Origin of the sequence: Pseudomonas sp. 43(2021), from assembly GCF_017490805.1 — a bacterium.
Taxonomy (GTDB): domain Bacteria; phylum Pseudomonadota; class Gammaproteobacteria; order Pseudomonadales; family Pseudomonadaceae; genus Aquipseudomonas.
This window is the reverse complement of sequence record NZ_JAFGYJ010000311.1, coordinates 1-503: the sequence shown is the minus strand read 5'-3', so window position 1 is coordinate 503 and position 503 is coordinate 1. Positions and strand designations below refer to the sequence as shown.

Sequence of the window (503 nt, the reverse complement as noted above, 5' to 3'; positions counted from 1 at the left end):
CCCGTGATCTCACCGTCGTTTCCAACAACTGCGGCGTTGATGGTTTCGGCCTTGGCGTGCTGCTCACCGACCGCCAGATCAGCAAAGTCATCGCTTCCTACGTCGGCGAGAACAAGTTGTTTGAAGAGCAACTGCTCAAGGGCGAGATCGAAGTCATCCTTACCCCGCAAGGCACCCTCGCCGAAAAAATGCGCGCGGGCGGCGCCGGCATTCCGGCGTTCTTCACCGCCACTGGCGTTGGCACCCCGGTTGCTGAAGGCAAGGAAGTGCGTGAGTTCAAGGGGCGCAAATACCTGATGGAAGAGTCCATCACCGGCGACTTCGCCATCGTCAAAGGCTGGAAGGCCGACCATTTCGGTAACGTCGTTTACCGTCACACCGCGCAGAATTTCAACCCGCTGGCCGCGACCGCCGGCAAGATCACCGTGGTCGAAGTCGAGGAAATCGTCGAGCCCGGCGAACTCGACCCGACGCAGATCCACACCCCGGGCATCTACGTCGAC

The 503-nt window shown here is 60.4% G+C and carries 1 protein-coding gene; it reads left to right on the top strand.

Annotated elements, in window-relative coordinates; genetic code table 11:
• Positions 1–503, top strand: a 503-nt coding sequence (locus tag J5M71_RS27375; RefSeq protein ID WP_207838681.1) for a CoA transferase subunit A, incomplete at both ends; no start/stop codon positions are given.